The sequence below is a fragment of the Aerococcus urinaeequi genome (genome assembly GCF_001543205.1).
Lineage (GTDB): Bacteria > Bacillota > Bacilli > Lactobacillales > Aerococcaceae > Aerococcus > Aerococcus urinaeequi.
Window position 1 is genome coordinate 1,587,182 of sequence record NZ_CP014162.1, and the last position, 24,966, is coordinate 1,612,147.

The window sequence follows — 24,966 nt, forward strand, 5'->3', positions numbered from 1 at the left end:
TTAGCGAGAAAAAGGAGTTTATTATGCGAATTTTACTTTCCGGTGGTGGGACTGGGGGGCATATCTACCCAGCCTTAGCCCTAAGAAAACAAATTTTAGCGCAATATCCGGATGCAGAATTTCTGTATGTGGGGACTGAAGGTGGATTGGAATCAAAAATTGTGCCTAATGAAGGGGTCAATTTCAAAACTATCCAAATTCAAGGGATCAAACGGTCATTGTCTTTAGATAATGCTAGGACAGTTTATTACATGTTTGATAGTATCCGTAAGGCAAAGCAAATCGTCCGCGATTTTAACCCGGATGTAGCGATTGGTACAGGTGGTTATGTCTGTGCGCCGGTTTTATTTGCAGCTGCACGTACAGGTGTGCCAAGTATTATCCATGAACAAAATTCCGTTGCCGGCATGACCAATAAGTTTTTAGCGCCTTTTATGGCAAAAATAGCTATTTGCTTTGAGGATGTAGCGAAAGATTTTAAACGATACGCGAACAAAGTAGTTTTCACAGGTAATCCGCGTGCCCAAGAGGTAGCGTCTATTACAGACAAGGCAGATTTAACTGCTTATGGTCTAGAAAACGGCAAGCCAACAGTATTGATTTTCGGTGGTAGTCGTGGCGCTTTACGAATCAACGAAACTGTTAAAGAAGCTATTCCATCATTTATCGAAAAAGATTATCAAATATTGATCGCTTCAGGGGATACTTACTACGAAGAATTTAAAGAAGCATTCGCTGACTTTAATGAGTGGGATAATGTACAAATTGTGTCCTATATCGATAATATGCCCGCCTTGTTCAATACCATTGACCTAGTCGTGTGTCGTTCAGGCGCAACAACTATGACTGAATTAACAGCCTTAGGGACGCCATCTATTTTGATTCCAAGTCCTAATGTAACGGCCAACCATCAGGAAATGAATGCCCGCTCGCTAGTGAAGCATGACGGAGCCCGCATGATTTTAGAAAATGACCTTAATGTAAATGGTTTATTAGATGAAATTGATGGCTTGATGGCTGATAAAAATGAACGTGCCCGGATTGCGGCGAACGCCTTGAACCAAGGGGTGCCAGATGCGGGTGACCGTTTAATCAAGATCATCGAAAGCCTTGTGAAATAGGAAGTCCTTTTTCCAAATAAATAGATAGAAAGGGGGCGTGATGATGGATTGGGAAGAAGAACGTATTCGCCAAGAGCGACGCGAGAGAAGACGTCGTTTGCATGAAAAATTAGCTGAAAATGCTCGGACAGATGTCGCCAGAAGGCAAGACAAAAGTGCTAACAAGTCAAACCAAGATGCAGTGCAAAATGGTGTGGATAGCAGTCGTCAAGACGAAGACCAGGACCAAGCTAAGCTTGAAAAGAAACAAGCAGCGTCAAATATAAATAAACAAAAAAGTAGCAAGCAAAAACCTGTGAAGAAAAAAGCAAAACAAAAAGCCAAGTGGCGATTGCCTAAATTCAGTATAAAAGGCAAAGGCAAAGCTAATTCGAAGAAACAAAAGCAAGGTCAAGCCGGCAAGCGAAAGCAGCAGGTGACAAGTAATCAGGGGATGCCTCCAGTTAAGGAGGTACAAAAAAGTGAACCAACTAACTGGAAGAAAATGGTCCTATTATTATTACCATTTGTAATTGCATTATTTTTGGCTGGTTACTATGCTTCCCCGCTTAATCATGTGGCTTCAATCACTGTTGAAGGTGTGGAGGATACAGAAAGTATGAATTTATCTCTCCTAAACGAAGGGATGTCGGTGACGGATTTGAAAAATTCCAAGGGTGAGGTGGAACAAGCTATTGTAAACCAAAATCCTTCGGTCAAGTCAGCAACTGTGAATGTATCGGATTGGAATAAAGTAGCTGTGAACGTGTCAGCCTACCGCCAATTGGGCTACATCCAGATTGCGGACTTTTTCTACCCCTTACTAGAAAATAATGAAATCATCGATACACCACTGCCATCACTTGAAAAAGAGTTACCCTTATTTGAAGGTTATGATATTGCCAATGAAGATCAAAAAGCCAAGCTAACAGAAACGGTTAAGGCCCTATCAAGTCTGTCAGATGATATCATTCAAAAAATTTCCTTAGTGACTTATACAGGTGATGAGAGTAATACTGACCGGATTGCCTTACAAATGGTTGACGGGAATGTGGTGAGAGGGTTCATTAGTTCAATTGGTGACCGGATGAGTTATTATAATGGTATTGCCAGTCAATTGGACGGGCAAACGGGACTAATCGATATGGAAGTAGCTATTTATTTCACTGAATTAAATGATGGGAATAACCCTTACGCTTTAGAAGAAGATAAAAAGGCTTATGATGAATCGGTGGCTGCAGAATCAAGTGCAGCGAGTGAAAGTGAAGCTAGTGAATTAGATGTTTTATCATCAGATTCAGCCAGCGAATCAACAGATAGTTCTAGCACTGAATCAACTAGTGCATCTGATGCTTCATCAGGATCAACTAGTGAGACTAGTCAGGTTGAAAGTACTGATGCACAAGCAACATCTTCTAGTGTCGAAACGGATGCAGCAAGTGGCAATTCAGTTGTTGAATCAGGGAGTGAATAAAGTGGCGAAATCATGTGAAGGCAATTAAAAGCATTTGCGTGTAGGAAAACGTCATCACTATTGATAGACCGTGACTATGCCAACAATTTCTATGAGAAAGTAGCGGTGATTTCGTTGGTAATTAGTACCGTCTATGTTAAAATAATAACGATACGATTAAATATTAAATTTTCTAGGAGGTTTCAATAAACATGGTTCAGCCAGAAATTTTTGCAAGTTTAGATATTGGAACCACTTCAATAAAAGTAGTAGTTGCAGAATATGTAAACCAACAAATTAATGTTATTGGAGTAGGTCATGAGCGCTCACAAGGACTCAGTAGAGGTGTGATTGTAGATATTGATAAGACCGTTGAGTCTATCAAGCGTGCAATCAAAAAAGCCGAACAAAAAGCAAATTATACGATTAACGATGTCATTGTAGCTGTTCCAAGTAACCAAGTGAACATCGAGCCTTGTTACGGTATGATTGCTGTGTCAAATGATAACAGAGAAATTACAGATAAAGACGTAAAAAATGTCTTAGCAGCAGCGAAAGTTCGCTCAGTACCAGCTGAAAGAGAAATCATTTCAGTAATGCCAGAAGAATTCATAGTTGATGGCTTTGACAACATTAAGGATCCACGTGGCATGATTGGTGTTAGACTAGAATTATATGCTAGTTTAGTTACTGGTCCTAAAACCCTGGTTCACAATATACGTCGTTGCGTAGCAATGGCGGGCTTGAATATACGCGACTTAGTTGTGCAATCTTATGCAAATGCATATGCCACAATGAGCAAGAGTGAACGTGAATTCGGGACAATATTAGTTGATATGGGTGGGGGACAAACAAGTGTGTCTGTATTCCACGATAATCAATTGAAATTTGCAACAGTCGACCACGAAGGTGGGGAACTTGTTACAAAAGATATCTCAACTATATTGAATACTTCAATTGAAAATGCTGAACAAATCAAACTAGAATATGGCTATGCCCTACCTAAAGATACGAGCGATTCAGAATTCTTCCCGGTTGAAACAATTGGTAAAGTGAATCCAGAACGTGTGAGTGAGCATTACTTAGCTGAAATTATTGAAGCTCGGGAACGTCAAATATTCGAAACATTGAAAAAACCTCTAGATAAAATCGAAGCCTTTGCCTTACCAGGTGGCATTATTGTGACCGGTGGGGCAGCATCACTACCTGGTGTTTTAGATTTAGCTGAAGAAGTTTTTGGCCATGAAGTGCGATACTACATTCCAGAATACGTTGGCTTGCGTAACCCAGTCTTTACAACAGCGGTTGGTTTAATCCAATATGTGGCGCAATTAGATGATATTCATCACTTAGCACAAGATAATGAGCAACTAGTACAAGTCGCACCAACTACTCGGACTAGTCAGCCAACTGCTGCGCCAAAAGAGCCAGTTGCTAGCACAAAGCAAACAGAATCAGTTGACAATTACAAACAAGTAAATGATGATAATGCTAACGATAAACCTAGCGTATCGCCTTCTAATAATGAACAAACTTATTATGAAGAAATCCCAGCTAGCCAATATGATGAATTAAATGACGAAACTGAAACGGGCGAAGAAGAAAGCCCAGTTGATAAAATTAAAAATTTCTTCAAAGACTTTTTTGTTTAATTTAATTACCAGGAGGATATAAAATGGATATGGAATTCGAATACGAAAACATGGATATGAATAACGCATCAATCAAAGTAGTTGGTGTTGGTGGTGGTGGTAACAACGCTGTTAACCGTATGATCGAGGAGAACGTACGTGGCGTTGAATTTATTGTTGCAAATACTGATACACAAGCTTTGAAAAACTCAAAAGCTGATATTAAAATCCAACTTGGACCTAAATCTACTCGTGGTTTAGGTGCCGGTGCTCAACCAGAAGTTGGGGCTAAAGCTGCTGAAGAATCAGAAGATCAAATCCGCGAAGCATTACAAGGTGCTGACTTAATCTTCATCACTGCCGGAATGGGTGGTGGTACTGGTACAGGTGCCGCACCAATCGTAGCCCGCATCGCTAAAGAAGAAATCGGCGCGCTAACTGTAGGTGTTGTGACTCGTCCATTCACTTTTGAAGGACCAAAACGTGGTCGCTCAGCTGCTCAAGGTATAGCAGAAATGAAACAACATGTGGATACTTTAGTAACTATCTCAAACAACCGTTTATTAGAAATCGTTGACAAGAAAACACCTATGCGTGAAGCATTTGGTGAAGCTGACAACGTATTACGCCAAGGGGTTCAAGGTATCTCTGACTTGATTACTGCACCTGGTTACGTAAACTTAGACTTTGCTGACGTTCGTACTGTTATGGCTGACCAAGGTACTGCTTTAATGGGTATCGGTGCTTCTACTGGTGAAAACCGTACAGCTGAAGCAACTAAGAAAGCTATCTCATCTCCATTATTAGAAGTTTCTATTGATGGTGCTGAGCAAATCCTATTAAACATCAAGGGTGGCGACGATTTAACGCTATTCGAGGCACAAGATGCAGCGGATATCGTAGCAGCAGCTTCTTCTTCAGAAGTAAACATCATCTTTGGTACTACAATTGCTGAAGACTTAGAAGACGAAGTTATCGTAACAGTTATCGCAACTGGTATTGATACTGAAAAACGTCGCGATGAAAAACGCGCTAAACGTTCTGGCGGCCACTCTGCTTTCCAACAAAGTTCAGGTCGCGATTTCGCTAACCAACCAGACAACTTTAAAGAAAAACAAGTGACTGAACGTCGCCAAGAAGAAAACCGCGACATCTTCAACGACTTCGATAGCAGCCGTTATGAAGATTCAAACCGTTCACGCAGAACTTTTGATGACGCACCATCTGCACCTGTAGAAAATGATTACTCATCACACAACTCAGATGACGATGAATTAGATACACCACCATTCTTCAGAAAGCGTCGTCGTTAATATGACAATTCGCAATAACGTGCAGTCTATTGAAGGCATTATTGCAAATGCACAACAATCATCAGCGTTATCATCAAATGATGTGACGCTGATTTGCGTTTCTAAGTACCATTCAATAGATGAAGCAAACATAGTATATGATGCAGGCGTGAGACATTTTGCAGAAAATCGTGCAGAAGGCTTCCAGGAAAAATCTGCTGCTATGGCAGACGATATTGTATGGCATTTAATTGGCACCTTGCAAACCCGTAAGGTCAAAGATGTCATTAATGAGATCGATTATTTCCATGCTCTTGACCGGTTAAAACTGGCCAAGGAGATTGACAAGCGGGCGGACAAGGTTATTAAATGTTTCCTACAGGTCAATGTTTCTGGCGAGGAATCTAAGCATGGTATTGCACCAACTGAGCTTGATGCCTTTATCGAAGCAGTGGCGGAATTTCCTAAAGTAGAGATTGTGGGTTTGATGACAATGGCACCAATTGACGCGACGGATGAAGAGATTCACCAATATTTTGCCAACTTGCGTCAATTAAGAGATCAAGTGCAAGCTTTGGGTAAAGACTATGCACCGTGTCAACACTTGAGCATGGGGATGTCAGGTGATTATCCAATTGCAGTCGCTGAGGGCGCTGATTTTGTCAGAGTAGGTTCAGCTATATTTAACACAGAAACCGAGTAAATGGAGGAATCCAATATGGGTTTTAAAGACTATTTTGCAAATTTCTTTGACAATGATGATGATTTTGAAGACGACTACTATGAGCAAGAGACGGTAGATACTAGTGATTCAAAGCCGTTTGAAGAGCCAGTTGCTGAAAATCCAGCTAAAGCTGCTCAAACTAGTCAAACACAATTTACATTTGAACAACCAACTAAGGAGCAAAACAAAACGATGGCAAACGATGCAACGCGAAATAATGTAGTGAATTTAAGTGAGTCTCGTAAAAACGTGGCTACTTTAGAAATTTTTAAACCACGCATTTTTGCTGAGGCTGAGCGAATCAGTCAATCATTATTGGGCGATAAATCAGTGGTCTTAAACCTGTCACAAATGTCAGATGAAGATGCACGTCGATTTATCGATTATATGACAGGCGTTGTATATGCCATTAATGGGGACTTACAACGTGTAGCAACTGACGTATTTATTGCCGTTCCAGAAACTGTACAAATTGAAGGTTTGTATGAAGAATATACAAATACACACGGCAAAGCATCTCGCGACCGTGGCAATATTTGGGATCGAGAGGGTGAAAGTCGTGAATAGTTTAGTGAACATTCTTCAAGATTTAATCTATGTCTATACACTAGTGCTAGTAGTATATGCTTTATTATCTTGGTTCCCAGGAGCTAGAGATTCTAAATTTGGTCAAATCATTGACCGACTAGCATACCCATACTTATCATTCTTTGATAGTATCCTACCTAGTTTAGGAGGCATTTCATTTTCAGTGATTGTGGGCGTTCTTGTCCTACAATTAGCTTCTAACGGCTTAAATATTTTACGCTAACCATAACAATAACTTTTAAATCAAACGGGTGGGTCTAGGTATCTACCCGATTCTTTTGTATAATAGAACCAAGCAACTGATAGAAAGGGATGGACAACTCTTGGCAAACTATGAAGTTTTACAGCACTTTCAACCAGACGAACATGCCTTTGTTGAAAAAGTGACGGACTGGATGAATCAGGTCTTAGACCAATATGCACCGGTAGTGACCCCGTTTTTGAATCCAAGAGAAGTGGCCATTGTATCAATGATCATTGGCCAAGACGATGAAATTCATTATGAATTTTTCGGTGGCTATCCTAATGCGGAGAATCAACGGTGTGTACTAGCACCGACTTATTACGAAATTCAACCGGCTGATTTTGAAATTACCCCCTTTAATATTCACTATGCCAGCAAGTTTAATACTATTGAACACCGGCAAATACTAGGAACTATTCTAGGTCAAGGGGTTGAACGTAACCGTATCGGAGATATTATCCAGGCTGGAGAGAAATGGCAATTCTTCGTCGACGAGAAAATCGCCGATTTTCTTAGCTTTGAAATGGATAAGATAGGTGGTTCGAAAGTCAAGCTGGTGAAAATCAATCATTTTGACCAAATTATTCAACCAAAATCTGACTGGCAACCCATGGAAATCACACTTTCTTCATTAAGATTTGATACTATGATTTCAGATGGATTTAGAATTCCAAGAGCGAAGGCCAAATTACTGATTGAGGGTGGCGCTGCTAAACTCAATTGGGCTCAAGTGCAAGACGCGAAAAGGCTATTAAATCCAGGGGACATTGCTTCAATACGAGGCTATGGCAGATTGAAATATGTGGCTACCCAAATGGAAACCAAAAAGGGTAAAATTAGAGTAGCGATTGAGATCATCAAAAACAAATAGGAGGCTCATTTTATGCGCGCATCAGAAATTAAAAATATGAAATTTAAACAGAAAATCTCAGGTTACGGTAAAACTGAGGTAGATGACTATTTGAATAAAGTCCGCGTCTCAATGCAGAAGTTAGAGGACCAAAATAAATCTTTACAAGACCAATTAAACGAAGCGAATAAAGAAGTGGATGCTGCCCACCGTAAGGAAGCGACAGTTAACCGTTCGATTTTTGTGGCCCAAGAAGCAGCTGACCGTTTGCGTGAAGAAGCGTTAAATGAAGCCTCTTTAATTGTAGAACGTGCTGAAGAAGAAGCCCGTCGTTTGCTTGCTGAAGCGGCTGAGAAAGCGGCTGTTATTAATACGGAAACAGATAATCTACAAGAAGCTGCTCGTACTTACTTGCACCAATCTTTTGGTATGATTTTACAAGCCAAAGATATGTACGAAGACCCACGTTGGGAAAACTTATTCTTTGAAAAACCAGTTGGAGATGTGCCGACGCCACAATTAGATGAAGTGGTGAAAGATTATGATCTACCAGTACGGTCAAATAAAGGGGAAGCAATCTTTGAGGCAGCTGCTGAAAAAGCTGAAAAAGAACAACGTAAAGAAGAGTTCTTTAACAATGATATTCCAGCTATTGCGCCAGTTTTTAGCGGTTTTAAAGACAGTGAACCGGTAGTAGCGGAAGCAGAAACAAGTGCTGTAGCAGAAAATGCTAGCGAATCTGTAGAAACTGCTTCATCAGAAAATACACCTGATGCGGCTGAAGAAACACAAGCGGTAGCAGCTGATAATACTGATCAAACTGATACAAACCAACCAACAACTGACGTGCAAGATGTGACAGACGAACTGGTACAATCCGAGTCAACAGAAGCTGATTTGACCAATGCAGCAGATAAATCTGAAGAATAATCAGGAGTATTTGCGCGACAAAAGTTGTTTTTACAATATTTTTATAGTAATATTATGACGTATGGAAATAGAACACGTAGAGTGGAACACAATAAATAACGTAATTTATCGAAAGAGAATCTATGTTAGCTGCGAATTAGAGCGAGAAAAGTTATTTATTATCATCCAGGAGTAGTTTGTTGAACAGGTAATGCATTATTGCCCAAGTAGGTTAACCGTTGACTGCGATAAAGTTATTGAGTGTATACCGCATTATTTGTGGTATACAAAATCTGGGTGGTACCACGGTAGCTTCGTCCCTTTTGCGGACGGGGCTTTTTTTATTTCTAGGAAATCGATGAGGGGGCATTACGCGATGAAAATGAAAGAAACATTAAATTTAGGGAAAACAAAATTCCCAATGCGCGGTAACCTACCTGTTAAAGAGGTAGAGCGTCAAGCTGAGTGGAACGAAGAAGACGTGTACGCACAACGTCAAGAAAAAAATAAGGATAAAACACCTTGGGTCCTACATGATGGCCCACCATATGCAAATGGGAACATTCATATTGGACATGCCATGAATAAAATCTCTAAAGATATTATCATCCGTTCAAAATCTATGTCTGGCTTCCGGTCACCTTACGTACCAGGCTGGGATACGCACGGTTTACCAATCGAGCAAGCCTTAACCAATTCAGGTGTTGACCGTAAGTCAATGACAGTTGCTGAATTCCGTAAATTGTGTGAAGAGTACGCTTGGAAACAAATTAACGGCCAACGTGATGACTTTAAACGTTTAGGTGTTGCTGGTGACTGGGAGAACCCATACCTAACACTAGCACCAGAATTTGAAGCGCAACAAATCCGTTTATTCGGTGATATGTATGAAAATGGCTTGATCTATAAAGGGGCTAAGCCAGTTTATTGGTCACCATCTTCAGAATCTACTTTAGCTGAAGCTGAAATTGAATACCAAGACGTTGAATCACCTTCAATCTACGTAGCCTTTAAAGCACGCGATACAAAAGGCAAATTACCAGAGAATGCAGAATTCATTATCTGGACAACAACACCTTGGACTATTCCATCTAACATGGCTATCGCTGTAAATCCAAATTTTGAATACTCAGTAGTCGCTGTTGCTGACCGTAAATTTGTGGTTGCAACTGACTTAGTGAATAGCCTAGCAACAGAATTAGGATGGGCAGACTACACAGTTGAAGGTGAACCAGTGAAAGGTACTGACTTAGAGTATATGGTTGCTGAACATCCATACTACGACCGTGACTCATTACTAATCTTAGGTGACCACGTAACAACTGAATCAGGTACTGGTTTAGTCCATACGGCGCCTGGGCACGGGGAAGATGACTACTTTGCGTCATTGAACTATAATTTAGATGTTCTATCACCATTAGATGACCAAGGTCACTTTACAGATGAAGCACCAGGTTTTGAAGGTGTCTTCTACGAAAAAGGTAACGAGATTTCAATCGAAAAAATGAAAGAAAATAATCGTTTACTAAAACTAGATTACTTCTCTCACTCTTACCCACATGACTGGCGTACGAAAAAACCGGTTATCTACCGTGCAACACCACAATGGTTCTGTTCAGTAGAAAAAATTCGGGAACGTACTTTAGACGTCATCGACAATGAAGTGAAATGGTGGCATCCATCTGGTCAAACACGTATCTACAACATGATCCGTGACCGTAAAGACTGGGTAATTTCACGTCAACGTGTTTGGGGTGTTCCATTGCCAATCTTCTACGCAGAAAATGGCGAACCTGTATGTACACCAGAAACAATCGAACATGTAGCCAACCTGTTTGACGAATTCGGTTCAAATATCTGGTTTGAGCGCGAAGCGAAAGACTTAATACCAGAAGGCTTTACGCACCCAGCATCGCCAAACGGTGAATTCACCAAAGAAATGGATATCATGGATGTATGGTTTGACTCTGGTTCATCTCACCATGGCGTATTACGCACACGTGAAGACCTAACATTCCCAGCTGACATGTACCTAGAAGGTTCTGACCAATACCGTGGTTGGTTCCATTCATCACTATTAACATCAGTCGCAGTAAACGATGAAGCACCATACCGTTCAGTCCTTTCTCAAGGATTCGTTAACGATGGTGAAGGTCGCAAGATGTCCAAATCAATTGGGAACACAGTGTCACCAAACGACGTCATCAAACAACGTGGGGCAGACATTTTACGTCTTTGGGTATCTTCAGTAGACACTTACTACGATGTCCGTATCTCTGACGATATCTTAGGTCAAGTTGCTGAAAACTACCGTCGTATCCGTAATACTGTACGTTTCTTACTAGGAAACTTGTATGACTTTGATGTGAAAAAAGATGCAGTTGCCTATGAAGATCTAGCATCAATTGACCAATACATGATGAACCGTCTAAACGAAATGGTGCGCAATGTACGTCATGCTTACGATACTTTCGACTTTATGACAGTCAACCATGAAATCACCAACTTCCTAACTTTAGATATGTCTAACTTCTACTTAGACTACGCTAAAGACGTTGTTTACATTGAATTACCAGAATCAGCAAAACGTCGTAACATGCAAACGGTTATGTATGCAGTAGCTAAAGCCGTGACGACTTTACTGACACCAGTTATTCCACATACAACTGAAGAAATCTGGACATACCTACAAGAAGAGGAAGCATACGCCCAATTAGCTGACTTCCCTGAAGTAGTGACTTATGAAAATGCAGACGCTTTAGAAGAAAAATGGTCTACCTTTATGGCCTTGCGGTCTGATGTCAACAAATCATTAGAAACGGCTCGTGAAGAAAAAGTGATTGGTAAATCATTACAAGCGAAATTACATATTTTTGCTAATGAAGAAACCAAAGCATTACTTGATAGTGTCGGCGAAGAATTAGCGACATACTTGATGGTATCGCAGTTAAAAATCCATGACCTTGCAGAAGCCGGCGCAGATGCTACAGCCTACGAAGGTTACAGCCTAGTGATTGAACATGCACATGGTGAAACTTGTGAACGTTGTCGTGGGGTTTACGAAGAAGTTGGTACAATTGAAGCAGCACCGCACTTATGTGCACGTTGTGCTGACATCGTCATTAACCACTATCCTGAAGCTTTAGTTGAAGAGGAGAATTAAGATGACCTATTACGGCTTTGTAAAGACTTTTAATGAAAAAGAAGGCTTTGGATTTATCGAGTTACCAGATTTTCCAGAGGAAGATGATATCTTCGTGCATTTTTCAGCTTTACGTCACTTAGACCAAACTTCATTAGAAGTGGGTCAAAAGGTACAGTTTGAAATTGCCCAAGGAAAACGTGGTCCTCAAGCAGTGAATATTGAATTAGGCTAATGATAGCTAATTGAATAATATAGATAAAGCGGTAGCGATTAGACACTAAGTCTTAGTCGCTACCGCTTTTGACTTCCTCGTCAAATGGGTCAGAGGATTTTGTTGAAAATAGGGTAAAAAAAAAGGGCGCTGAACCGTTTGATTCAGCGCCCTTAATTAATTGTATAGTTAAACTAGTTTAAACGTTTTAAGACAAAGTTTAATACTAAGATTAATACGATAGCTCCGATTAGTGAAGGGATCACTGCGTATCCACCAATTACAGGACCAAAGTCTTGTAAGAAAGTAGATGCTACCCAAGAACCTAACATACCACAGATAATGTTACCGATAACGCCACCTGGGACATCTTTACCTAGGATTGCACCTGCACCCCAACCAATAAGTCCACCGACGATTAAAGACCATAACCAGCCCATGATAATTCCTCCATTTCATTTTGTATTGGACGTTTTGTCCATATATACATTATAACATATGTGCTAAATCAGATGAAATGAAAACACTTTAAAATGTTTTCATTTTATTTTTTTTGACTACCATTAAGTAAATGTTGTTTTAATTCATTCTCCATTTGTACCATTTCACGTTCAGCTTGTAGACGTTTAGCCCGTCCTTCTTCTTGAATTTGCATGGTCTCAGTAATGGTATCAATCAGGTTTTGTTGTGAGTGTTTCAAGGTTTCAATATCTACCACACCACGTTCAGACTGTCTTGCTGTTTCAAGTGATGATTGTTTCAACAATTCAGAGTTTTCTGTTAATAATTGGTTCGTGGTATCTGTCACAGCAATTTGGGCATCCAAAGCATCTTTTTGACGGTATAGGGATAATTGGATAGCGATTTGGTTTTTCCATAAAGGAATGGCTGTATAAATAGATGATTGGATTTTCTCAGCCAAGTTTTGGTTGGCATTTTGAATTAAACGAATTTGCGGTGCTTGTTGGATAGTAATTTCGCGTGTTAGCTCCAAGTCGTAAATCCGTTTCTCAAGTCGGTTAATAAATTGCTCTAAGTCGGCAATTTTTTGGATAGTCATTTGGTCATGTTCACTGGTTACCTGACTCTTTAAGGCAGGTAATTCTTCTTGACGTAGTCGTTCTGCTTTGATTTGGGCAGCAGCGATATAGACATTTAAAGCTTCGAAAAATTCCAAATTTTGTTGGTATAAGCTATCTAATTGTAGGTTGTCATTTAACAAGCCGTTCTTTTGACGGGTTAGGTGACCTGCAATTTCATCAATTTGGTAGCCAACTTTTTGATATTTGGCGTTCATTTCATATAAAGAGGCCTTTTGTTTCTTAAACCAACGTTGAATTCGATTTTGCTTTTGGTTGGTTAATTGACTTGGGTCCGTGTCATTTAAACGGGCTAATAATTCCCGTAACTGTTCTCCGACAACGTCTAAGTCCTGGTTTTGAACTTGGGCGATAATTTGGTGTGAGAAGTCACCTATTTGTTTTTGGGCCATGGCACCATATGAAACGATGGATTGGCTATCGCTAGCATCAATTTTTTCTGATAAGGCTTTAGCTTGGTCTTGACGGTCTTTAGATAATTGTTGGTAGATGGTCTGTTCCATTCCCGTTTCTTCATCGGTATTGGCCAAGTTTTCTAAGGGCGAATTGGCTAAAGTCGCATCTTGGAAGGGATTGGCGATTAAATCATCCACTGATTTAGAAATATTATCCGATTGCTTGTTTAAAGGTTGGTTTTTGTCTTCTGTCATCATTGTTCTCCTTTACTCAGGGTCATTAGTGAAGCTTTCGAGTGAACTTTGCGCTTGGTGGGCTAAGTCTGCGATTTCCTCACGTAAACTAGTCAACTTTTGAATTTTCCGTGGTGATTTATCCATTGCTTGATTAATGGCCGTATACTGTTCAAGCGCGGCCTTTAAATTTGGGAGCACATGATATAGGAAATCGGTCGCCTGGTTTAGACGATCTGGCGCTTGTGTAATGGCTTGGAAATAACTTTTCAAGACTTTGCTTGTATCATAACGTTTAAATACCATATTTAAATGGGTATTGTAGTTTTCATAACCTAAGATTGTTTCGATAGTATCCAAGGCTTCAGCCATTTCGGACCGGAAAAAATGAATCTCTTGGTCAGTTAAGTCAGCTTCCTCATAGATGGCCTTTCTTGATTTGGGTACCCGTCTTGGTTTATATCTTTCACGGTTACTTTGATGGTCAGCGATATTGGCCGTGTAAATATTACTGATTACAAAGACTAAGAAAGATAGTGCCAACACCCAGAAAGTAATTTGGTAGTAGGGGGTACCAAATACAAACAATAGAAAAATGATTGTGACGTTCATCGGCCAGTAAAAAGGATATTGACCAATTTTTGCGATGTATTGAAGTGGGCGGTTCATGTTTAGTCACTCCTTTGATTGATTTAACTTTATTATAGGGGACCAGGGGTCAATCAACATCGGCCTCTAGTCGTATTTAAAAACAATAGCTTATTCCTATACAATAGAAGCCAGTTGAAATGGTAAATAAATCCCTAAAATTTCGCCTTCTAGCCCATATTTTAGATAAAAATGTTAAAATGAAGAAGAATAGCCACCAAAATTATGAGCAGAATTACACTACATATACATATAAAGTACAAATATAATGTTTAAGAAAGGTTGACCACGATGACATTTGGTGAAAAAACAATTAAGAAAGAAACCTTATACGAAGGAAAGATTCTAAACTTAGAGAAGCATCAAGTCCGTTTGCAAAATGGTGAACTTGCAGATCGTGAACTCATTTTCCACGGACCAGCAGTCGGTATTTTCGCCTTACGGGACGATAAAATCGTATTAGTTCGTCAGTATAGAAAAGGAATCGAGGCAGTTAGTTTAGAAGTGCCAGCTGGATTAGTAGATCCTAATGAAGATTTATTGGTGGCCGCTAAACGAGAATTTGCGGAAGAAACAGGGATGGCTGGTGAAAATTGGCAGCAACTAGACGGCTTCTATGTGACGCCAGGTTATAATGATGAATTCATTCAAATGTATGCCTGCCAAAATGTTACTGATTTACCAGAGCCGCCCGCACAAGACGACGATGAAAATATCGAACTCGTATACCTAGACTTTGGTCAAGCGAAAGCAGCGATTGCCTCAGGAGAGATTTCCGATATGAAGACTATTTACGCCATTCAATATTGGCAAATTTTAACATTACAAGGATAGTAGGTGACATATATGACGCCAGATGAAGAACCACAATTAACACGTGCCCAGTACCGGGCCTTGAAAAATAAAATCGACCACACCGACAAAACGGTTAGTGAAGTTGCTGACGAAATTCAAGAAAGCAAGCGACCAAGTCAATCGACGACATATGATGCGCCCCGTGATGCCCGTCACAAAAAATCAGCAACCATTAACCGGGATGCAACTGCTGGTAATACTCAGGTCTTTAAACGTGATGAAGACTTCGATGCACCAAGAAAATTTTCTGCGGATATGCTCAACCAAGCTCTTTATGAAAAGAAAAGTCAGCAAGCAAAAGCTCGTCAATCTGACCGGGAATCTAGACCAGAACGACCAATGACAAATAGAACAAATTCAAATTTTTCTCCGACAAGCCAAAGACCAACCAACCAGAATTCTACTGGCCAGGGTGCTTGGACCAACCAGGACGACCATGTGGTGACCGCTGCTAGAACGTCGACGCCGCTTGCGGAAGAACCTTCAGTAGAAGAGACTACTAAGGGAAATAAAAAACGGCTGTCATTTAGAGAACGACTTTTTGGCCCTTCTGAGGAAGAAGTAGAGGATGAAAGAGATGAAGAAACATTAGTAGACGATAATGAAGGAAGTGACCAATCACAACAAGCTTTTTTCGGTGCAGGAAATGCTGAAGCGAATCCGGATAAGGCAAATCAGTTTGGTCAAAATTCAGGTCAAGTGGATGCGGATGGTAAACAAGCGGACATAGAATCAAGTAAAGGTAAGTCCTTTTTCGGGCTAACTAAAATTGATCGTTTCCTAAATATCGCGATTGTCCTGTTAACTCTAGGGATTATCATTTTGACCATTATCGCTTTTTATGTTTAATTAAATTAAATCAATTTAAACGGAGGAGAGTATAGAATAGATGAAAGTAGCAATTATTTGCCCAATGGAAGAAGAAATTGGTTACTATAAAGAACACCTAGGCCTAAGTGTTAGTGAAATTGTTGGGTCAACAGAAGTATGGACAACATCATACGAAGGGCACGAAATCATTGTAGCCCGTTGCGGGATTGGGAAAGTAAACGCCGCAATCGCGACAACACTTGTTGCCCAAACAAACCCAGATTTAATCATCAATACTGGGTCAGCTGGGGCCCTTGCACCAGACCGTCAAATTGGGGATATTGTCATTGGGGAAGCGACGATGTACCATGACGCGGATGCCCGTGCATTCGGTTATGAATTAGGCCAAGTGCCTACAATGCCAGCCCGTTATAAGGCGCCAGAAAACTTAATTCAAGGCTTCTTAGATGCTTATCATGAAACAGATTTAAATGCGACAACCGGATTGATCTTAACAGGAGATCAATTTATTGCCGATACTGATAAAGTGAATGATTTATATCAGACATTTAGAGGGGCGCAATGTGCTGAGATGGAAGGAGCTGCTGTTGCGCAAGTAGCTCACCAGTTTGGTGTTGATTGTATTGTCATTCGAGCGATTTCTGATACCGCTCAACAAGACGCTAATGTGGTCTTTGATGAATTTGTGGTGACGGCAGGGCAAAATGCCGCTAAAGTGACTCTGAACTATTTAAAACATTTAAATTAAGTTATCATTGACGAAGGCCAAGAATAATGGTATGATGGACTGCGTGTAAAATAATGCAGCAAAATTGAAGCAAGCTCGTCAACATTTCAACCACTGACAACCGTCAGTAAGCCAAGTAGTCTGCGGCTGCAGAAGACGAAAGCGCTAAGGTGAAATGCACGAATGCGGTCAATTTAAAAGGTTATTTTACTCCAAAATTTTATTTTTATGGAGGAATATATAATGTCTCGTTTTACAGGATCTAACTGGAAAGTTTCTCGTCGTTTAGGTATCTCAATTTCAGGTACTGGTAAAGAAATCGCTCGTCGTCCATACGCACCAGGTGAACATGGTAATGGTCGTCGTGCTAAATTATCTGAATACGGCTTACAATTACAAGAAAAACAAAAATTACGTTTCATCTACGGCATGAACGAAAAGCAATTTGCTAACTTATTCGTTCAAGCTGGTAAAATCAAAGAAGGTAAACACGGTGTTAACTTCATGATCTTACTAGAACAACGTTTAGATAACGTAGTTTACCGTTTAGGTTTAGCGACTACTCGTCGTCAAGCTCGTCAATTAGTAAACCACGGTCACATTACTGTAGACGGTAAACGTGTTGATATCCCATCATTCCGCGTTCAACCAGGGCAAGTAATCTCTGTACGTGAAAAATCTAAAGATGTTAAAGTAATTAAAGAAGCAGTTGAAGGCTTATACGGTCACGTACCTTACGTACAATTCGACGCTGAAAAATTAGAAGGTTCTTTAATTCGTTTACCACAACGTGACGAAATGAACCAAGAAATCGACGAATCTCTAGTCGTTGAATACTACAACAAATTAATCTAATTTTAGATGACTTGTTAGCGAAAAGGTCGGGACATTGTTCCGGCTTTTTTATTTGCTGTAGAGATGGATACAAACCAGAAAGATAGTCAGATTGAAACGATGGACGTCATTTTGTTAGAGAAATTGTATTTTCGGAAAAGGGTTTCAGCTGGAAACAGTTTAATCGATTGATTTGAAATGCAATTTTAATATAACGCATATTTTTTTTGTTTGAATTATGATAATATAGGGGTTAAATAACCTTTAAAAATTTTTATAAAATATCAACGGATAGAAGGAGGCGTGCGTGTGCCGTTTTTAATAGCATTGTTAATCTTAATTATATTGGTATTACTTGGTTACGGACTGATTTATTATTTAGGACGTAAACAAACTCAAGCCAATATTGAATTAGATGAACAAAAACAAGAGATCATGTCTACTCCGGTAGCGGACAAACTATATACACTACGCAACAAGAATGTTTCGGGAGCAACGCGTAGAGTATACGAGAGTGAACAAGCCAAGTGGCAAACCATCACTCGTTTTCGTTTACCAGAGATCGAGGCAGCATTAGTTTCTGCCCAAGATTACACGGATAAATACAACATCGTTAAAGCAAGAAGTGTTGCTGACGAAGTAGAAACCATCCTAGAAGAAACGAAGGATGAAGTGAATGGCATCAACGACCGTTTAACTGAAATATTAGCCAGTGAAAAAGCATCTGAAGACAAGCATGAAGAAACTTACGAGCGCTACGCAGCCTTACGTAAACAATTGCTGGCACACGGCTATAAATTTGGCGATGCCCTAGAAACCTTAGAGCACCATTTAGCTTATATCGAACTTGATTTCACTAAGTATCACCAACAAATGAATGATGGTGATTTCATAGGCGCTCAAGAGGTATTGGTACAAATCGATGCTGACTTGAACGAATTAGAGCAAATGATGGAAAAAATTCCGAATTTGTATAGCAAGTTAAACGAAGAATATGTGGAACAAGTGGCCGATATGCAACAAGGTTTTGCACATATGGAAGATGAAAACTTCCACTTCCCTATTGATGTTGATATTCCAAAAGAAATTTCTGCCTCTGAAAAGAAAGTAGCTGAAGCTAAAAAGGCTGTGTCAGATGCAGACTTGACCCAAGCTTCTGAACTAATGGAAGCTGCTGGGGTACAGATCGACCATACTTATACTTTGATGGAGAAAGAAATTGCTTCAAGAGAGTATATTGGGAAAAACCAAGGCGCTGTTCAACGCCGCTTGGAACAAGTAACACAAAGCAACCGCTATGGGGCATTAGAAATTGACCGTGTAGCGCAAAATTACATATTATATGACAATGAAATGGGTAAAATGCAAGAATACGCTGATCAAATTGAACGGCAAAAAGACGTGTTGAAAACAACAGATGACCAATTAGCAGAACACCAAATTGCTTATTCAGATATGGAAACACGTTATCGTGAAATCTATGACCAGTTAGCTGAAATTGACAAAGGTCAATCAGCGATTGTTGTGGCTTTGGCTAACCTACGTCAAAGAGAGCGTGATGCGCGCGATGACTTATACATGTTCGAACTTGATTTACGTAACATCAAGCGTTCAGTAGAAATTCATCATTTACCAGGCTTGACTAATGAGTACTTAGATTACTTCTTCGATACAAGCGACCGCATTGATCAATTGTCAGAATCATTAAACCGTGTCAAATTAGACATGGTAGAAATTGAAAATCTAACCGATCAAATTGCTAAGGCGATTGAATACTTGGATGATGAAACTGAAAAACAAGTCCGCGCTGCCCAATTAACAGAGTCAGCGATCCAATACGCGAACCGTTACCGTCCGCAACATCCAGAGTTGAACGCGGTAATAGAACGGTCATATTATTTATTCGATAAAGAATTTTTATACGAAGATGCCTTTGAAAATATTGCCCGAGCGGTTGACCAAATTCAACCAGGTGCAAGACAAGAAATCATTCAGCAGTATGACCAAGAAAATCAAGTAGGCTAATTTTAGAAAGGACCGAGACATGTGCTCGGTCTTTTGCTGTTTTTAGTCAGTAGTAGCTATTTATCTACTATAAGCTTTAGGTTGGAAAAGGATGAATCCAGGCTATTTAGCGGGTATTTATTTTCCAGATAGAGGCTGTCAAATTAAGGTTGGTTACTTTGGGGCCAGCTACTTGCAATTTGTGATATATGGCTATAATATGTTAAGAGTTGAAAAGGGAAAAAGGAAGGAACGACCATGTCAGAAATGATCTATTTTGATAACAGCGCAACGACGAAAATTGCGCCGGAAGCACTACAAACGATGACACAAGTCATGCAGAATTATTATGGTAATCCATCTAGTTTGCATAAGTTGGGTAATGAATCAGCTAAACTATTAAATTCAGCACGTAAACAAGTTGCCGACTTACTTGGGGCACATTCGGCAGAAATATTCTTTACGTCTGGTGGAACCGAATCGAATAACTGGGCCATCAAAGGAACAGCTATGGAAAAAGCCAAATACCATGGTAAGCATATTATTGTTTCTAGTGTTGAACATCCGTCTGTTCGAAATACGATGGAAACATTGAGTCAAGATGGCTTTGATATTACTTATCTACCAGCTGATAAATCCGGAAAAGTCCATGTTGAAGATGTGGCGGCAGCTATTCAAGAGAATACGATACTCGTATCTGTAATGGCTGTAAATAACGAAATTGGTACGATCCAACCTATCGCTGAAATTGGTGATTTATTAGAAAAATATCCAACTATCCATTTCCATGTTGACGGTGTTCAAAGTGTGGGTACTTTTGAAAAACCACTTATTCATAAACGAGTGGATTTGATGAGTTTTTCTGCCCATAAATTTAATGGACCTCGTGGTATTGGCATCTTATATAAGAAACAAAATCGTGTAATCAGTCATTTACTGGATGGCGGTGGTCAAGAAATGGGCCAACGATCAACAACAGAAAACTTAGCGGGGATTGTAGCAACAGCAAAAGCGCTTCGAATGGCTTTAACCGAAGCGAAAGAAGTAAAAGCTAAAGAAAATGCGATGCAAGAAAAATTACGTGCCTTTTTAGCTCAACACACAGATGTTGTACAAGTTTTTAGTCCAGAAGATGCAGCACCGCATGTATTATGCTTTGCTTTAAAAGGTGTCCGAGGAGAAGTAATGGTTCATGCTTTAGAAGAGGAAGATATTATCGTTTCAACGACTAGTGCATGTTCAAGCAGAGCTGTGAATAATACTTCATCAACGTTAGGTGCGATGAAGGTTGATTCAGTTTGGGCTAAACAAGCTATTCGTGTAAGTTTTGGTAAGGAAAATACCATGGCAGAAGTAGATCGCTTTATTGAAGTTTATAGTCAACTAATGAGGAAATTTGAACGTATCCAATAATCTAGGAGGTAATATGAAAGAATTAATTATGATTCGCTATGGTGAATTATCAACTAAAGGGAAGAACAAGCGGAACTTTGTGTCGACTCTAGCGAAGAACATCCGTGAAGCTTTAAGTGAGTATCCAGATATTAAGATCAATCAACAACATGACTTTATGTTCATGGAATTAAATGGTGCGCCTCAGGAAGAAGTTTTATCTGGTCTGGAGAAAGTCTTTGGTATTCAAAGTTTTTCACCGGCTATTGAATTAGAGCGTGATTTTGATTTATTAAAAGAAGCTGCAATTAAATTAGTGAAAGCAGAAATCGCTAAAAATGATGTACAATCATTCAAAGTGGCGACTTCTCGCTCAGACCACAATTATTCAATGGATACAAACGATGTTAACCAAGCATTAGGTGGGTTTTTAGCAGAAGAATTTCCTGAATTAAAAGTTCAAATGAAGAAACCTGATTTAACTATTCGAGTGAAGGTGCGCGAAAAAGATTTCTTGGTTTCGTCTGAGTGGATTAATGGGGCAGGTGGTTTACCGGTTGGTACATCAGCCAATGCTGTTTTGATGTTGTCTGGTGGTATTGATTCACCAGTTGCTGGGTACTTAGCTATGAAACGTGGTATTAGAATTACAGCTGTCCACTTTGCTTCCCCTCCATATACAAGTCCACAAGCTTTAAATAAAGCTAAAGATTTGACAGAAAAATTAACTAAATTTGGTGGCTGGATCAATTTTGTAGAGGTGCCATTTACTGAAACGCAAGAAGCTATCAAAGAGCATGTTAATCCAGCTTATTTGATGACCATTACTCGTCGCATGATGATGCGAATTTCAGATGAATTGCGTAAACGGTATAGAGGATTAGCTATTGTGAATGGTGAGTCTATCGGACAAGTAGCATCACAAACATTAGAATCAATGTTTGCTATCAATGAGGTGACTAGCACACCAGTGATTCGTCCGGTTGTAGCTATGGATAAACTAGAAATTATTGATATTTCACAAAAAATTGATACTTTTGATTTGTCTATTCAACCGTTTGAAGATTGCTGTACGGTATTTGCACCACCATCACCAAAAACGAAGCCAAAATTGGATGATATTGCTTATTATGAAGCAAAATTAGATATTGAAGGTTTGGTACAGCGAGCGGTTGACGGTGCGGTTGGAGAAAAAATTATGCCTGGGTCGCGCAGTATGGAAGATGCAGACAACTTTAGTGACTTGCTATAATGTAAGGGTTAACCCTTTTGAATTGAGTTCTCCTTAAAGTTATTGTTATACTAGTGATAGACTTAAGCTAATCAATCAAAGGAGGAATTAACATTATGCCAACTGTTACATTTAAAGGCGAAGTTGTAGAATTAGAAGGTACTCCGTTAGAAGTAAACCAAGCGGCACCTGATTTTGAGGTGAATGAAGTAAGTGGTGGCAAAGTGAGTAAAGCGGACTTTGCTGGTAAAGTACTTTTATTATCCGTTGTACCAGATATTGATACATCTGTATGTTCTATCCAATCAAACCGCATCAGTGACTATGCTAAACAAGCTGGTGAGGGCGTAGAAGTTGCGACAATATCAATGAATACTGATGAATCTTTATCTAACTGGAAAGCTGAAAATGATTCAGATATGCGTATGTTAAACGATGCAGCAGCATTCGGTAAAGACTACGGTATCTTCTTACCAGAATTAGGCAAATTAGCACGTGCAATGTTCGTTATCGATACTGAAGGTAATGTTGTTTACAAAGAAATCGTTAATGAAGTAACAAACGAACCAGATTACGAAAGTGCTATTCAAGTAGTTGACTCACTAGCGTAAAAAGAATCATATCTTAGTCAGTTACAATTATCACTAGTGAAATGATCATAATAAATAAAAGGGTCTACGATGCTATGTCGTAGACCCTTTATTTATATTTAAATTAATTTATAGACCAAAGTAGCTGTATAGTGCAAAACCTAAAGATAAAACGACTGAAGATAACATAAGGATTAACATTATCCAAGTAAAGATTTTACCCGTTTTCTTATCTTTTTTATCGTACATTTTATCGAAGCCACGTTTTTCTGGTTGATGTTTCTTTTGACCTTTACGCATATTAAAACTCCTCATTTTTATTCTCGACTATTATAACACAAAAGTATATTCCTTTCTTCTGATATCTTCTAAATGAATTTTTTCAAGATAGTGGTATAATAAGAAGTGAATTATGAATAAGCGCTAAAAATAAGCGTTAAATTTACTATGATTATGATGAGATACTTTTAAATTATGAGATTATTTGATACTATATGAGAAGGTTTTATCATCAAGTTGTTACCTTAAGGAGGAAAATAAATGACTGAAGCACATATTGGTGTTGTCGGAATGGCCGTAATGGGCAAGAACTTAGCGTTGAATATCGAAAGCCGTGGATATACGGTGGCTGTATTTAACCGTACTACCAGCAAAGCAAAAGCTGTTGTAGATGAAAATTCAGATAAAAACTTAGTTTTTACTGAGACTGTGGAAGAGTTTGTGAATTCATTAGAAAAACCTCGCCGTATCTTATTAATGGTACAAGCAGGTAAAGCAACAGATGCAACAATCAGTCAATTAATGCCATTATTAGATAAAGACGATGTCATTATTGATGGCGGAAACACATTCTTCCAAGATACAATTCGTCGTTCTAACGAAATTGACGGTTCTGGTATCCACTTCATTGGTATGGGTGTTTCTGGTGGTGAAGAAGGCGCGCTTAAAGGCCCTAGCTTGATGCCAGGTGGTCCTAAAGAAGCGTATGATATAGTTGAACCAATCTTAAAACAAATTGCAGCTAAAGCGCCTAGCGATGGCGAACCATGTGTAACTTACATCGGCCCCAACGGAGCTGGACACTACGTTAAGATGGTTCACAACGGTATCGAATACGGTGACATGCAATTAATCGCTGAAACTTACGATTTATTACGTTGTCATTTAGACTTACCTGTTACTGAAATCGCTGATCATTTTGCAGATTGGAACACTGGTGAATTAGACAGTTTCCTAATCGAAATTACAGCTGATATTTTAACAAAACATGATCCAGAAACAGGTAAACCAATGGTTGACGTGATTTTGGACCGTGCAGGTAACAAAGGTACTGGTAAATGGACTTCTCAATCAGCATTAGATGTTGGTGTACCATTACAAACAATTACTGAATCAGTTTACGCACGTTACATTTCAGCATTGAAAGACCAACGTGTTCGTGCTTCTAAAGTGTTAGCTGGACCAGAAAATACAGCATTCGAAGGCGACAAAAATGACTTCGTTGAAAAAATTCGTAAAGCTTTATACTTCTCTAAAATCATGTCTTACGCGCAAGGTTTCTACCAATACCGTACAGCGTCAGAAGAATATGATTGGAACTTGAACTATAAAGAAATCGCAGCTATTTTCCGTGCTGGATGTATCATCCGTGCAGGCTTCCTAGAAAAAATCATGGACGCTTACGAAAACAACGCTGACTTAGAAAACATCTTATTAGATGAATACTTTATGGATATTGCTAAAGATTACCAACAAGCAACTCGTGAAGTAGCAGCAGAAGCAATTAAGTCTGGTATTCCAGTACCTGGTTTCACATCTGCCTTGTCTTACTACGATAGCTACCGTTCAGAAACTTTACCAGCGAACATCATTCAAGCACAACGTGACTACTTTGGTGCGCATACTTATGAACGTGTTGATGCTGAAGGTTCTTATCACTTATTATGGGATAAAGAAGAACAAATCGATGCTTAATTTT

24 protein-coding genes are annotated in these 24,966 nt (G+C 39.4%); 20 read left to right on the plus strand and 4 right to left on the minus strand.

Annotation, left to right across the window (positions count from 1 at the left end; translation table 11 throughout):
* The first annotated feature begins 23 nt into the window (after positions 1 to 23).
* The 11 genes from murG (at position 24) to AWM74_RS07380 (ending at position 12,168) form a co-directional block, all read left to right on the plus strand.
* Positions 24 to 1,121, plus strand: coding sequence for an undecaprenyldiphospho-muramoylpentapeptide beta-N-acetylglucosaminyltransferase (gene murG, locus AWM74_RS07330; RefSeq protein WP_026465394.1), 1,098 nt, complete (start codon positions 24 to 26; stop codon positions 1,119 to 1,121).
* Between the two features lie 40 nt (positions 1,122 to 1,161).
* Positions 1,162 to 2,574, plus strand: a complete 1,413-nt coding sequence (locus AWM74_RS07335; protein ID WP_236702830.1) for a cell division protein FtsQ/DivIB — start codon at positions 1,162 to 1,164, stop codon at positions 2,572 to 2,574.
* A 191-nt stretch (positions 2,575 to 2,765) separates the two neighbouring features.
* On the plus strand, positions 2,766 to 4,205 hold the full coding sequence (gene ftsA, locus AWM74_RS07340; RefSeq protein WP_026465392.1) for a cell division protein FtsA: 1,440 nt from the start codon (positions 2,766 to 2,768) through the stop codon (positions 4,203 to 4,205).
* A gap of 23 nt (positions 4,206 to 4,228) precedes the next feature.
* Positions 4,229 to 5,497, plus strand: coding sequence for a cell division protein FtsZ (gene ftsZ, locus AWM74_RS07345; RefSeq protein ID WP_016897659.1), 1,269 nt, complete (start codon positions 4,229 to 4,231; stop codon positions 5,495 to 5,497).
* 1 nt (position 5,498) lies between these two features.
* Complete coding sequence (locus AWM74_RS07350) at positions 5,499 to 6,179, plus strand: YggS family pyridoxal phosphate-dependent enzyme (RefSeq protein ID WP_026465390.1); 681 nt, start codon at positions 5,499 to 5,501, stop codon at positions 6,177 to 6,179.
* A 15-nt stretch (positions 6,180 to 6,194) separates the two neighbouring features.
* Positions 6,195 to 6,767 (plus strand): cell division protein SepF, encoded by a 573-nt coding sequence (locus AWM74_RS07355; RefSeq protein WP_026465389.1) that lies wholly within the window; start codon positions 6,195 to 6,197, stop codon positions 6,765 to 6,767.
* The gene (locus tag AWM74_RS07360; RefSeq protein WP_016897656.1) at positions 6,760 to 7,011 is read left to right on the plus strand and encodes a YggT family protein; all 252 of its coding nucleotides are present in this window, start codon (positions 6,760 to 6,762) and stop codon (positions 7,009 to 7,011) included. The genes AWM74_RS07355 and AWM74_RS07360 overlap by 8 nt, the downstream gene beginning before the upstream one ends.
* A 100-nt stretch (positions 7,012 to 7,111) precedes the next feature.
* A complete protein-coding gene (locus AWM74_RS07365; protein WP_026465388.1) occupies positions 7,112 to 7,903 on the plus strand; it encodes a YlmH family RNA-binding protein in 792 nt (263 codons plus the stop codon).
* 12 nt (positions 7,904 to 7,915) lie between these two features.
* Positions 7,916 to 8,812: a DivIVA domain-containing protein gene (locus tag AWM74_RS07370; protein WP_026465387.1), complete on the plus strand. Its 897-nt coding sequence runs from the start codon at positions 7,916 to 7,918 to the stop codon at positions 8,810 to 8,812.
* 355 nt (positions 8,813 to 9,167) lie between these two features.
* Positions 9,168 to 11,954, plus strand: a complete 2,787-nt coding sequence (gene ileS, locus AWM74_RS07375) for an isoleucine--tRNA ligase (protein ID WP_060774349.1) — start codon at positions 9,168 to 9,170, stop codon at positions 11,952 to 11,954.
* Position 11,955: 1 nt separating this feature from the next.
* The gene (locus tag AWM74_RS07380; protein WP_026465385.1) at positions 11,956 to 12,168 is read left to right on the plus strand and encodes a cold-shock protein; all 213 of its coding nucleotides are present in this window, start codon (positions 11,956 to 11,958) and stop codon (positions 12,166 to 12,168) included.
* A gap of 173 nt (positions 12,169 to 12,341) precedes the next feature.
* Here the strand turns inward: AWM74_RS07380 and AWM74_RS07385 are convergent, their stop codons facing one another.
* The 3 genes from AWM74_RS07385 to AWM74_RS07395 form a co-directional block, all read right to left on the minus strand.
* Positions 12,342 to 12,590, minus strand: a complete 249-nt coding sequence (locus tag AWM74_RS07385; protein WP_197559109.1) for a GlsB/YeaQ/YmgE family stress response membrane protein — start codon at positions 12,588 to 12,590, stop codon at positions 12,342 to 12,344.
* 101 nt (positions 12,591 to 12,691) lie between these two features.
* Positions 12,692 to 13,897: a toxic anion resistance protein gene (locus AWM74_RS07390; protein WP_051218139.1), complete on the minus strand. Its 1,206-nt coding sequence runs from the start codon at positions 13,895 to 13,897 to the stop codon at positions 12,692 to 12,694.
* A gap of 12 nt (positions 13,898 to 13,909) precedes the next feature.
* Positions 13,910 to 14,545, minus strand: coding sequence for a 5-bromo-4-chloroindolyl phosphate hydrolysis family protein (locus AWM74_RS07395; RefSeq protein WP_026465383.1), 636 nt, complete (start codon positions 14,543 to 14,545; stop codon positions 13,910 to 13,912).
* A gap of 270 nt (positions 14,546 to 14,815) precedes the next feature.
* Here AWM74_RS07395 and AWM74_RS07400 point away from each other — a divergent pair, with 270 nt between their 5' ends.
* From AWM74_RS07400 to AWM74_RS07440, 8 genes are all read left to right on the plus strand, one after another.
* A complete protein-coding gene (locus AWM74_RS07400; protein ID WP_026465382.1) occupies positions 14,816 to 15,358 on the plus strand; it encodes an NUDIX hydrolase in 543 nt (180 codons plus the stop codon).
* Between the two features lie 12 nt (positions 15,359 to 15,370).
* Positions 15,371 to 16,228 (plus strand): hypothetical protein, encoded by an 858-nt coding sequence (locus AWM74_RS07405; protein WP_026465381.1) that lies wholly within the window; start codon positions 15,371 to 15,373, stop codon positions 16,226 to 16,228.
* Positions 16,229 to 16,268: 40 nt separating this feature from the next.
* Complete coding sequence (locus AWM74_RS07410; protein WP_016897643.1) at positions 16,269 to 16,958, plus strand: 5'-methylthioadenosine/adenosylhomocysteine nucleosidase; 690 nt, start codon at positions 16,269 to 16,271, stop codon at positions 16,956 to 16,958.
* Between the two features lie 222 nt (positions 16,959 to 17,180).
* Complete coding sequence (gene rpsD, locus AWM74_RS07415) at positions 17,181 to 17,792, plus strand: 30S ribosomal protein S4 (RefSeq protein WP_003143535.1); 612 nt, start codon at positions 17,181 to 17,183, stop codon at positions 17,790 to 17,792.
* A 288-nt stretch (positions 17,793 to 18,080) separates the two neighbouring features.
* Complete coding sequence (locus AWM74_RS07420; RefSeq protein WP_026465380.1) at positions 18,081 to 19,796, plus strand: septation ring formation regulator EzrA; 1,716 nt, start codon at positions 18,081 to 18,083, stop codon at positions 19,794 to 19,796.
* A gap of 246 nt (positions 19,797 to 20,042) precedes the next feature.
* Entirely contained in the window at positions 20,043 to 21,188 is a 1,146-nt protein-coding gene (locus AWM74_RS07430) for a cysteine desulfurase family protein (protein WP_026465379.1), read from the plus strand.
* A gap of 13 nt (positions 21,189 to 21,201) precedes the next feature.
* On the plus strand, positions 21,202 to 22,419 hold the full coding sequence (thiI, locus tag AWM74_RS07435; RefSeq protein ID WP_026465378.1) for a tRNA uracil 4-sulfurtransferase ThiI: 1,218 nt from the start codon (positions 21,202 to 21,204) through the stop codon (positions 22,417 to 22,419).
* A 95-nt stretch (positions 22,420 to 22,514) separates the two neighbouring features.
* Complete coding sequence (locus AWM74_RS07440) at positions 22,515 to 23,009, plus strand: thiol peroxidase (RefSeq protein WP_026465377.1); 495 nt, start codon at positions 22,515 to 22,517, stop codon at positions 23,007 to 23,009.
* Positions 23,010 to 23,117: 108 nt separating this feature from the next.
* On the opposite strand, the gene AWM74_RS07445 is transcribed toward AWM74_RS07440, so the two are convergent.
* Entirely contained in the window at positions 23,118 to 23,288 is a 171-nt protein-coding gene (locus tag AWM74_RS07445) for a DUF4044 domain-containing protein (RefSeq protein WP_026465376.1), read from the minus strand.
* 240 nt (positions 23,289 to 23,528) lie between these two features.
* Between AWM74_RS07445 and gndA the strand changes: the two genes are divergently transcribed.
* Positions 23,529 to 24,962 (plus strand): NADP-dependent phosphogluconate dehydrogenase, encoded by a 1,434-nt coding sequence (gndA, locus tag AWM74_RS07450; protein ID WP_060774350.1) that lies wholly within the window; start codon positions 23,529 to 23,531, stop codon positions 24,960 to 24,962.
* Positions 24,963 to 24,966: the final 4 nt, after the last annotated feature.

Bases quoted from the DNA above. Each gene is read 5' to 3' on its own strand.
- murG (WP_026465394.1), top strand. From the start codon at position 24: ATGCGAATTTTACTTTCCGGTGGTGGGACTGGGGGGCATATCTACCCA.
- AWM74_RS07335 (WP_236702830.1), top strand. From the start codon at position 1,162: ATGATGGATTGGGAAGAAGAACGTATTCGCCAAGAGCGACGCGAGAGA.
- ftsA (WP_026465392.1), top strand. From the start codon at position 2,766: ATGGTTCAGCCAGAAATTTTTGCAAGTTTAGATATTGGAACCACTTCA.
- ftsZ (WP_016897659.1), top strand. From the start codon at position 4,229: ATGGATATGGAATTCGAATACGAAAACATGGATATGAATAACGCATCA.
- AWM74_RS07350 (WP_026465390.1), top strand. From the start codon at position 5,499: ATGACAATTCGCAATAACGTGCAGTCTATTGAAGGCATTATTGCAAAT.
- AWM74_RS07355 (WP_026465389.1), top strand. From the start codon at position 6,195: ATGGGTTTTAAAGACTATTTTGCAAATTTCTTTGACAATGATGATGAT.
- AWM74_RS07370 (WP_026465387.1), top strand. From the start codon at position 7,916: ATGCGCGCATCAGAAATTAAAAATATGAAATTTAAACAGAAAATCTCA.
- ileS (WP_060774349.1), top strand. From the start codon at position 9,168: ATGAAAATGAAAGAAACATTAAATTTAGGGAAAACAAAATTCCCAATG.
- AWM74_RS07380 (WP_026465385.1), top strand. From the start codon at position 11,956: ATGACCTATTACGGCTTTGTAAAGACTTTTAATGAAAAAGAAGGCTTT.
- AWM74_RS07390 (WP_051218139.1), bottom strand. From the start codon at position 13,897: ATGACAGAAGACAAAAACCAACCTTTAAACAAGCAATCGGATAATATT.
- AWM74_RS07395 (WP_026465383.1), bottom strand. From the start codon at position 14,545: ATGAACCGCCCACTTCAATACATCGCAAAAATTGGTCAATATCCTTTT.
- AWM74_RS07400 (WP_026465382.1), top strand. From the start codon at position 14,816: ATGACATTTGGTGAAAAAACAATTAAGAAAGAAACCTTATACGAAGGA.
- AWM74_RS07405 (WP_026465381.1), top strand. From the start codon at position 15,371: ATGACGCCAGATGAAGAACCACAATTAACACGTGCCCAGTACCGGGCC.
- AWM74_RS07410 (WP_016897643.1), top strand. From the start codon at position 16,269: ATGAAAGTAGCAATTATTTGCCCAATGGAAGAAGAAATTGGTTACTAT.
- rpsD (WP_003143535.1), top strand. From the start codon at position 17,181: ATGTCTCGTTTTACAGGATCTAACTGGAAAGTTTCTCGTCGTTTAGGT.
- AWM74_RS07430 (WP_026465379.1), top strand. From the start codon at position 20,043: ATGATCTATTTTGATAACAGCGCAACGACGAAAATTGCGCCGGAAGCA.
- thiI (WP_026465378.1), top strand. From the start codon at position 21,202: ATGAAAGAATTAATTATGATTCGCTATGGTGAATTATCAACTAAAGGG.
- AWM74_RS07440 (WP_026465377.1), top strand. From the start codon at position 22,515: ATGCCAACTGTTACATTTAAAGGCGAAGTTGTAGAATTAGAAGGTACT.
- AWM74_RS07445 (WP_026465376.1), bottom strand. From the start codon at position 23,288: ATGCGTAAAGGTCAAAAGAAACATCAACCAGAAAAACGTGGCTTCGAT.
- gndA (WP_060774350.1), top strand. From the start codon at position 23,529: ATGACTGAAGCACATATTGGTGTTGTCGGAATGGCCGTAATGGGCAAG.